The organism is Thioalkalivibrio sp. AKL10 (assembly GCF_000381845.1).
GTDB classification, from domain to species: Bacteria; Pseudomonadota; Gammaproteobacteria; order Ectothiorhodospirales; family Ectothiorhodospiraceae; genus Thioalkalivibrio; species Thioalkalivibrio versutus.
Window position 1 is genome coordinate 83,989 of sequence record NZ_KB907147.1, and the last position, 9,863, is coordinate 93,851.

General features: G+C 55.1%; 4 protein-coding genes and 1 pseudogene. All 5 read left to right on the forward strand.

All coding sequences use genetic code 11. From position 1 onward, the window contains the following. The first annotated feature begins 54 nt into the window (after positions 1-54). Positions 55-1,674 (forward strand): ATP-binding protein, encoded by a 1,620-nt coding sequence (locus G333_RS0114090; protein WP_081624550.1) that lies wholly within the window; start codon positions 55-57, stop codon positions 1,672-1,674. A gap of 169 nt (positions 1,675-1,843) precedes the next feature. Then, positions 1,844-5,038, forward strand: coding sequence for a type I restriction endonuclease subunit R (locus tag G333_RS0114095; protein ID WP_026340976.1), 3,195 nt, complete (start codon positions 1,844-1,846; stop codon positions 5,036-5,038). A 537-nt stretch (positions 5,039-5,575) separates the two neighbouring features. Beyond that, the gene (locus G333_RS15205; protein ID WP_196800525.1) at positions 5,576-5,917 is read left to right on the forward strand and encodes a DUF4145 domain-containing protein; all 342 of its coding nucleotides are present in this window, start codon (positions 5,576-5,578) and stop codon (positions 5,915-5,917) included. Positions 5,918-6,381: 464 nt separating this feature from the next. Continuing rightward, a complete protein-coding gene (locus tag G333_RS15125; RefSeq protein WP_026340977.1) occupies positions 6,382-9,000 on the forward strand; it encodes an NB-ARC domain-containing protein in 2,619 nt (872 codons plus the stop codon). Between the two features lie 493 nt (positions 9,001-9,493). Next, positions 9,494-9,863: pseudogene (locus G333_RS0114110) on the forward strand (transposase); the annotation flags it as partial.

Genomic DNA, 9,863 nt, shown 5'->3' on the forward strand with positions numbered 1-9,863 from the left:
TCTAATGACTGAGAAAGTGGCTTCAAATCTGCCCTATGCAAACAGGACAAATCTATGCGCGCGGCTGAAATTGTAAAGACTTTTCTCGATGGAATGCGGAACACCTTGCATGCTCAGAGAACTCTTCTCGTGAGTGCAGCGCATCCGTCGAACCTGGAGCTTTCCCTCTCGACGGCGACTATGAAAGGGTCTGATTGGTCGGGCCAAATAGACCAGGGCGAACGTTACGACCTTATTGTCCTGGATCTCCCGCTAGGCATGGGGAAAAGCCCTCTCGCCCCCGATCAACCATCCGTAAAAGTCCGAAGAAACTGGATCGACCTCTGGACCGCGCTCGACTTCCTCGATGTGTCGGGACACTGCATAGCGCTGGTTGAGCCACCTGCCTTTGGTGTGCCAGAAGGTCCTCGCTTCCTAGAGCTTCTCGGAAATCGTGGCTTCCATTTAAACGGTGTTTTCAATATTCCGCCAGGGCTGCTAAAAACAACAAACATTAGACCCGTTCTGGTTGCCATCAGCCAAGAGCGTCGGAACGGTCTTTTTGTTGCTGAATTGAAGGATGAAGAGCAAGCCGGAAGGGTTGCTACCGCCTTTCTTGATGGTAAGCATGGCGGGTCCTTTTCGGAGGGAGTCCAACTAGACGGCAAAGAATTCGATGGGTTTGAAAGCGTGAAAGCCAAGGTTCAGCTGAATCGCCTTTCGACTCAGTACAAGGAATTTAAAACGAAAAAACTTGGCGAGATCGCTAAATCGCTTAATACAGTTAAGAGTGGCGATTCCTTTCTCGAGGCGAATAACTCCATCTACATTCAGTTGGTGGGTTCTCTGAAGGTTTGGGATAAGCTCGAAGATGTGGGCGTAAAACATCATAATGTCATCCAGATTACGCTCCCGGAATCAGTAAAGAAAGAGTATTTGGTTGCGTTTTTCCGATCTGATTTGGGTTTGCTGACTCTTCGTTCCGTGACGCGGGGCGCTGTGATTCAAAGAATCAACAAAGCGGATATTTTTCAGATCGCGATCGCTGTTCCAAGTTTTGCGGAGCAGGAAGAAATTGTATGGGCACACAAGAAGCTGGATTCGCTGATGGTCGAGATAGAGGAGTTGAAGAAAGAGCTTGCGGTCAACCCCAAGAATTCAACGATTGTAGCTGATCAGCTGGATGGTATGTTGGAGTTGATTGGTGGATTGACAGACTCCGACAGGGTTAAGAATTTAACGCGTGAAGGAGAGTCGGCGACGGTTGAGTTTAAGGAGTCCCTTTCTGTGGATGTGCGAAAGGGGTCGCGAGAGAGGTATATTGAGGATCTGGTGTTTAAGACGATCGCAGCGTTTTTGAACACAAAAGGTGGGGCGTTGCTGGTTGGAGTTAATGATTCGGGCGTCGTTGCCGGAATAGACGAAGAGGTGCATAAGTTCCACAAAGGAAGTATCGATAAATTTATGCTTCACTTTAAGAACGGACTTAAGAGCAGGGTTGGTGAGCAGTTCTATCCATCGATCAATCAGAGGGTGGTTCGTGTCGATGGTAAATCGGTTCTTGTGGTGGACTGTGATGCATCTCCAAAAGCGTGTTGGTTGGATCAGAGAGAGTTTTTCGTTCGAACCAATCCGGCGACAGACAAGTTGGAAGGCCCGAAGCTTGTGGAGTATGTCAAAGAACGCTTTGGTTAGCATGAAAACAGAATTGGCGGTGGTTGCCGCGGGCGGCTGTTTAGTAGGGGCCGCATGGCGTTATATATTACCGTACCGGAATTCCTAGTTATACGGTGATTGAAACCGTAAGGCGTCGCGGCAATCTGCAGACCAAAGTCGGAACCAGAGAAGAAACAGAGGATGGCGTTTGGCGGATAATAGAGAAGCTCAGTTTCAACGCGACATCGTCGGGGCGATGACTACCGACGGCTGGCTGACCGGTCCGGCCAGCGGCTATGACGCCGCCCATGCGCTGTACACCGAGGACCTGGTCGGCTATCTGCAGGAGGCCTGGCCGGAGCGCTGGGAGAAGTTCGCCGCCAAGAACCCGCAGGACCCGCAACGGGCCCTGGTGCGGGCGGTTACCCGCGAGCTGGAGCGCGGCGGCACGCTGGACGTGTTGCGTCACGGCATCAAGACGCCCGGCGTGAAGCTGGATCTGTGCAGCTTCAAGCCCGACCACGGTATGAACCCCGAGTCCCAGGCCCGCTACGGCGCCAACCGTCTGCGCGTGGTGCCGGAGGTCTCGTACTCGCCGCATGCGCACAGCGGGGAGTACAACCCGCGGTTGGACTTGGTCCTGTTCGTCAACGGCATCCCCACTGCCACGCTGGAGCTGAAGAGCGAGTTCAAGCAGTCGGTCGAGAACGCCAAGCGCCAGTACCGGCGCGACCGCCCGCTGAGGGACCCGGTCACCCGCAAGCCCGAGCCGCTGCTTACCCCCAAGCGCGGGGCGTTGGTGCACTTCGCGGTCAGCCAGCACGAGGTGGCGATGGCGACCCACCTGGCTGGCAAGGACACCTTCTTCCTGCCCTTCAACCAGGGCACCGAGGACGGCGGCGCCGGCAACCCCGCACCGCCGAACCCGGACAGCTACGCGACCGGCTACCTGTGGCAGCAGGTCTTCCAGCCCGATGCCTGGCTCAAGGTGCTTGGCCGCTTCCTGCATCTGGAGCAGAAGACGGTCGAGGACTTCCACGGCAAGCGCAGCAAGAAGGAGACCCTGATCTTCCCGCGCTTCCACCAGTGGGATGTAGTGAACCAGTTGATCAACGCCACGCGGGAGGAAGGCGCCGGCCAACGCTACCTGATCCAGCACAGCGCGGGCTCCGGCAAGTCCAACTCCATCGCCTGGATGGCGCACCAGCTCGCTTCGCTGTACGACGAGAGCGGCCAGAAGCTGTTCAACTCCGTGGTGGTCGTCACCGACCGCACGGTGCTGGATAGCCAGCTCCAGGACACCATCTACCAGTTCGAGCACGCGCACGGGGTGGTGCGGCCCATCACCCGCGATGTCGGTAACCAGAGCAAGTCGGAGCAACTGGCCGAGGCGCTGGCCGAGCAGACCCGCATCATCATCGTGACCATCCAGACCTTCCCGGCGCTGTTCGATGCGCTGGACAAGCGCCCGGAGCTGGCCACCGGGCGCTACGCGGTGATCGCCGACGAGGCGCATTCCTCGCAGACCGGCTCCTCCGCCACCAAGCTGAAGGCCATCCTGGGCACCGACAAGCCGGAGGGTGAAGAGATCAGCGCCGAAGAGCTGATGGATGCCGCCGTCGCCTCACGCAAGCCGACCGAGCGCATCAGCTACTACGCCTTCACCGCGACGCCCAAGGCGAAGACCCTGGAGCTGTTCGGGCGTCCACCGGATCCGGACCTGCCGGCCTCGGCCGACAACAAGCCCGAGCCGTTCCACCTGTACTCCATGCGCCAGGCGATCGAGGAAGGCTTCATCCTCGACGTGCTGAAGAACTACACCACCTACTCGACCGCCTGGAAGCTGGCCCACCCGCATGGCGATGACGAAGAGGTGGAGTCGCGCAAGGCCTCGACCAAGATCGCCCGCTGGGTGCGGCTGCACCCCTACAACATTAGCCAGAAGGTCGAGGTGATCGTCGAGCACTTCCGCGCCAACGTGCGCCACCTACTCGACGGCCAGGCCAAGGCGATGGTGGTGACCGGCAGCCGCCAGGAGGCGGTGCGCTACGCGCTGGCGATGCGCGAGTACACCCAGGACAAGGGCTATGGCGACGTGCACGCGCTGGTCGCGTTCTCCGGCTCCGTGTTGCCGGACGAGGTGATCCCCGAGGAGGTGTCCGAGCACAGCTCGCTGTTGAACCCGGGCCTGAAGGGGCGCGATCTGGCCGACGCGTTCAAAACCGCCGAATACAACGTGATGATCGTGGCCAACAAGTTCCAGACCGGGTTCGACCAGCCCAAGCTCTGCGCCATGTACGTGGACAAGAAGCTCCACGGCGTGGAGTGCGTGCAGACGCTCTCGCGCCTGAACCGCACCTTCCCGGGCAAGGAGGACACGTTCGTCCTCGACTTCTTCAACGACGCCGAGGACATCCTCGAAGCCTTCCGCCCCTACTACAACAAGGCCGAGCTCGCCGACGTCTCCGACCCCAACGTGGTCTACGACCTGCAGCACAGCCTGGATGCCTCAGGCATCTACCACTGGGACGAGGTCGAGAACTTCGCCCGCGCATTCTTCAACCCGAAGGCCAACGCCAGCCAGCTCAGCTACTACTGCCAGCCCGCCCGAGAACGCTACACCACCCGCTACAAGGCCGTGCTCGAGCAGATCCAGACCTGGAAGGCCGCCTATGCCGAAGCTGAACGCAATGGCGACAAGACCGGCCTGCACCGAGCCGAGCAGGAACTGAAGGACGCGCACACCACGCGCGACGAACTGGACCTGTTCCGCAAGAACCTCCAGAGCTTCGTACGCAGCTACGAGTTCCTCTCGCAAATCGTCGACTTCGAAGACCGCGAGCTGGAGCAGCTATGCGTATACGCCCGCGGCCTGCACCCGCTGCTGGGCACCCAAAACTTGGAAGAAGACGCGATCGACGTCTCCGAACTGGAACTGACCCACTACCGCCTCAACAAGCACGCCGAGCACCAACTGAACCTCGGCGAAGAGGGTGAGGACTACGACGGCCTCAAGCCCATCTCCGACGTGGGCTCCGCCAAACCCCACGACCCGGAGAAGAAACGTCTCTCGGAGATCATCGACCAGCTCAACGAACTGTTCGGCGCCGAGGTGAGCGACGCGGACAAGCTCCAGTTCGCCAACGGCATCGCCGACCGCATTCGCCGCGACGACGCTGTAATGGCCCAGGTCGAGAACCACAGCCCCGACCAAGTGATGCACGGCCTGTTCCCCAAGCGCGTCACCGACACCGTCCTCGACGCCATGACCGACCACGAAAAACTATCCATGCAGGTCCTCGACGACCCCGACCGCCAACGCGACTTCGCGCTGCTGATCCTGCGCCTGCTGACCGGCGCGACGGGCGAGCAACGAACGACCGCGACGAGGACCGGCCGATGATCCTTGCTCTCATCCATGCGGCGCGACGCTGGCAATCGGGTCCCTGCTCGGAAAAAGGGGGTAAGCCGCCGCTCGTGGTCCCGAGCCGCTCGCCACGAATGACATGCACGCCAAGAGAGCCAGTGCCCCCTTCGTGGTGCCCGACGGGCATATCAGTTTTTTACAGAATCTGTATAGCGACAATGTCCACGATTCTGTCTAATACACCGTTAGTGCTAAATGGAATCCCAACCTATGCGTCTCCATTGCAGCAGTTGTCTTCACTCCACAAACCATGCCGTTCTGTTCGAAAGGGAAACTGATGCACGTGATCAGTTGGATGATAAAGGACACGCAATTGCGTCTTCAGGGCTAGTTTGGACTCTCTACGAATGTGAGGGCTGTGAACAGATTGCACTTAGGCGCCGTTTCTGGCACTCAGATATGGAACGAGGTGAGAGCGAAGAAGAAGAGTGCAATAACACATGGTTTCCGTCTCTGGTGAGCAGGCGGATCCCCAGGTGGCATAAAAATCTCACCGATGGTGAGCGACACCTTATGACTGAAGTATATAGTGCAATACATGCAAAGGCCCAAGCACTTTCAGCTATGGGTCTCAGGGCATTGCTAGATATGTACATTGTAAGAAAGATCGGCGACAACGGAACGTTTCGACAGAAACTCGATAAATTGCAAGAAAGTGGGTTCCTGTCGGCAGCGCAGGTCGTGCAGCTCGAGCCAGCACTGGACATTGGTCATGCTGCAGCACACCGAGGATTTTTTCCTCCCCCAGAAACGCTAGAATTTGCTCTTGATGTTGTAGAGTCTCTCCTCCATCAGGATCTTTTGGGCGCTCAATCTGAGAAGGTCGGTGAAGGTATTCCAAAAAGACCGCGCTAGAAAAAGATTTGGCGCGGTCGAATACACCGAAAAGTGATCAACTAGGCGTCCTTGGGCTGCACTATATCGGAGTCCAGAATGTTTCGGGGGCATGGTCAATCGGGCCAGATGGTGTTAATGATTTCGTGTCGGCTAGGGGAAATGTTGCCCATCGTCGTTGGAATGCGGAGCATATCTCTATAAGAACCTTGGAAGGATATAAAATGAGATCCATTGTTTGCTTTTTGAGGCCGACAATTATATTTCGTGGCATCTGAAGGAAATGTTAGCGCTCCATCGGAAACTATGGCGCGCTAGCCGATTACCGGAAGTTTATCCCTAACTAACGCAGGGGCCGTTGGGATCAGGCCTTTCCTTTTGACTTTTTTGTCGCGGCAGGGGCAAAAGGCAAGGTTTGATCCAAAAGACACGCTCTTACTGACACACCTTTCGACGTTGCCAATCTTTCGACAAAGGGAAACCAATTGAATTCGGGACCACTGCTTGAAAAAATCCGATCACGTGTGACCTCTGACAAAGAAGAGGGCGATATAGCGTATTTTTATGCCCTTTCGCTTGAGTTTGAGTATCTCGCAAAACTTACAGTATTGGGTGTGGTTGCGTGCTTGCGTGATGATGCAGACCGCAATCGATATTCTATCGAGTATGATCTAATTCGTTGCGATTCAATTGGTGAGTGGGTCCGTATATTGAATTCAACATTGACCGGTCCTGCGGCGCAATTCTTTATCCCGACGTCTACCCATATCACCCGCGATCTTACGGAGCGAGTAAAGTCTGGTGACTGGCGATATGAGTTGGTTTCTTTGGTATCAGAAGCGGCTGCGCACTTCGGTCTTGACACTCGCGTAGCCAACAAAGTGGCTTTGCGCCAATCCTTCGAACTCTTTTCCTCCATAAGGAACCGAACACGGGGGCATGGCGCGACAACGACTGAGCAGTGTAGTGAGGTGTGCCCGAAGCTTGAGCAGGCGATCGATCTTTTTCGGAACAATCACAGACTTTTCCAGCATGACTGGGCACACCTCCATCGAAACTTATCTAAAAAATATAGAGTGTCGGCGTTGCTCGGTGAGTGCGCTGATTTCGAGCATCTAAAGAGCTCGCGAGATGAAGTATTCTCCGATGGGGTGTATATAAGTTTAGGGGAAATCGTCAAGGTGCCTCTACTGTTTACCAATACAAGCTTAACAGATATCTGTCTACCCAATGGGAATTATAAGGCAAAAGAATTCGAAACATTGTCATACATTACAAACGAAATAAATCGGGAAGATGGGTCTATATGGTCAACCCCTCCGGGTAGGCTTCCCCCTAGTCACACCGAGGGCAAAAGCCATCTCGATCAATTGGGTAGTGTTTTCACGAATCTCCCTGAGGCGGCTAGAGGCTATGTCCCTCGGGAAGATGTTCAATACCAGCTGAAAGAGGAACTATTAAAATCCGATCGTCATCCAATAATTACGCTCACCGGCCCGGGTGGTATTGGTAAAACATCATTAGCTTTGGCGGTTATTGGTAAATTGGCAAACCTTCCGGACTGTCCTTATGAGGTAATTCTATGGCTTAGTTCCCGTGATGTGGATTTGTTAGATGCGGGACCAAAGCCGGTAACTCCAAGTGTCGTGAACAAAGGAGCGATAGCGGAGTCAGCAGTTGATCTCTTGGAGCCGTCGGGGCGGCATGATAAGGCCTTCAACCCACAAAAGTATTTCGAGGAGAGCCTTTCAGAAGGTGCCGCTGGCACTACGCTTCTAGTGCTGGACAACTTTGAAACCGTAGAAAGCCCTGCGGACGTGTTTAACTGGATCGATACGTTCATCCGGCCGCCCAACAAAGTGCTTATCACCACGAGGTTTAGGGATTTTCACGGTGATTATCCGATCGAAGTTGGCGGAATGACGGACTCTGAGGCGATGAGCTTAATAACGCAAGAGTCGAGGCGGTTGGGGGTGGCTGAACTTCTTTCGTCTGAGTACACAAGTGAACTGATCGACGAGTCGGACGGTCATCCGTATGTAATGAAGATGCTCCTTGGTCAGGTAGCGATGGAAGGGCGAGCGGTGAAGCCAGAGAGAATCGTGGCTGGCGCTAATCAGCTGTTGGTTGCGCTATTCGAAAGGACCTATGAGGGTCTTAGTCCCGCTGCGCAGAGAATATTTTTACTGTTGTCTAGTTGGCGTGTATTTGTTCCAGCAATTGCTGTTGAGGCCGTGGCACTCCGGCCTGGAAATGAAAGGTTTGATGTCCAAGACGCACTGGATGAACTTCGCCGGTTTTCATTGACAGAAGAAGTTTGTTCGTCAGCGGAGGAGGAGGTGTTTGTTGGGATTCCTCTTGCTGCAGCGAGTTTTGGTCGCCGCAAACTAGAGGTTAGTCCTTTTAAGGTAGCGGTAGAACAAGATCGGAAATTATTGATGGAGTTTGGGGCGGGCGACAAGGAGTCCTCTCGTCAAGGTGTCATGCCTAGGATCGACCGCCTTGTCAGCGTTGCCGCGCGTCAAGCAAGCGATAATCCTGACGCGTTAGAGATATTTATCCCGGTTCTAGAGTTTCTCGGATCCCGCATTCCAAAGGCATACTTGAGGATTGCTCAGTTGCTGGCAGAAGGTAAGCTCGACGATCAATCTCACGAAAAGACAAAGGGGTATGTTCGGCGCTATTTAGAAAGTGCGGATAAAACTAATCGAGAAGAAGCGTGGTTTTGGCTTGCGGATCTCTGTCATGAGAGCAATGATGCAATCGGAGAGATCCATGCACTTGGTGAAATAGCGCTTCTTCCCGCTACTACGGCCCAGACGATTGGTATTGTTGCGAATCGCATGAATAACCGGCTTCGCGAGTTGAAAGAACGCGGTGTGGAGGAGTCGTGGTCAGATGAGGTGGGTCAGCTGATAGAGCGCGTTGCGCAAGAAATGGAAAGGCAAATGGCAAGCCTAGATGCGACGGACTGTTCACGTTTGGCTTGGCTTTATTTGAATACCGGGCATCAAGATCGAGCGCGCGACATCGCTCGTAAGGGAATCGAAAAAGAGCCATACAATGAGTACTGTCTTAAGCTTGTGGACCGACTAGAGGCCTGATTCAGCAAATTCACGCTTAGAGCAAAAGAGCGTGATCAAAGGGTCTCTGGGCTCAGACCTTGCCTTTTGCCCCTGCGCTTCCGGCCCGTCAGAGGGCAAAAGGCAAGGTCTGACCCCAAGGTCTGATCCCGATGCTTCGGCTCGAGCGGACAAAGAGCAAGAGGATGCCTCCCTCGCGTTCTGTGAAATGCAATCGAAGGATCGATATTTTATGGCAATCCAAGCACACAATAGAAACTTGCCTGACTGGTTCAATCGTGTCCGTACTCGCCAGATCGCGCTACCACGATTCCAGCGTTACGAGGCATGGACCCAAGCAAACGTAGCGCAGCTCTTTAACACGATTCTTCAGGAACTTCCGGTAGGGGCCGTTTTAGTCTTGGAGATTGGCAGCGAAGAACCGTTCGTGCGGCGTCGCTTTGTCGCCTTCCCGTAAATTCGGTCCATTGAAAACTGGAGGTCTCCGGGCACACTAGAGCCAAAGGAGGCCGAGATGCGCAAGAGTCGGTTTACGGAGAGTCAGATTGTTCAGACGCTGAAGCAGGTCGAAGGCGGCCGGAAGGTGAAGGACGTCTGTCGGGAGATCGGGGTCTCTGAGGCGACCTACTACCAGTGGAAGTCGAAGTACGGTGGCATGGAGGCTGCGGACGTCCGACGGCTGAAGGAGCTGGAGGACGAGAACAACCGGCTCAAACGGATGTATGCCGAGCTGGCCCTGGAGAACACGGCCCTGAAGGACGTGATCACAAAAAAGCTCTGAGCCCGGACGATAAGCGCCGTGTGGTCACTGCGTTGACGCAGGACCACGGGCTGAGTCAGCGCCGGGCCTGTCAGGCGGCAGGGGTTGCGCGGTCGGTGGTGCG

Bases quoted from the DNA above. Each gene is read 5' to 3' on its own strand.
- G333_RS0114090 (WP_081624550.1), top strand. From the start codon at position 55: ATGCGCGCGGCTGAAATTGTAAAGACTTTTCTCGATGGAATGCGGAAC.
- G333_RS15205 (WP_196800525.1), top strand. From the start codon at position 5,576: ATGACTGAAGTATATAGTGCAATACATGCAAAGGCCCAAGCACTTTCA.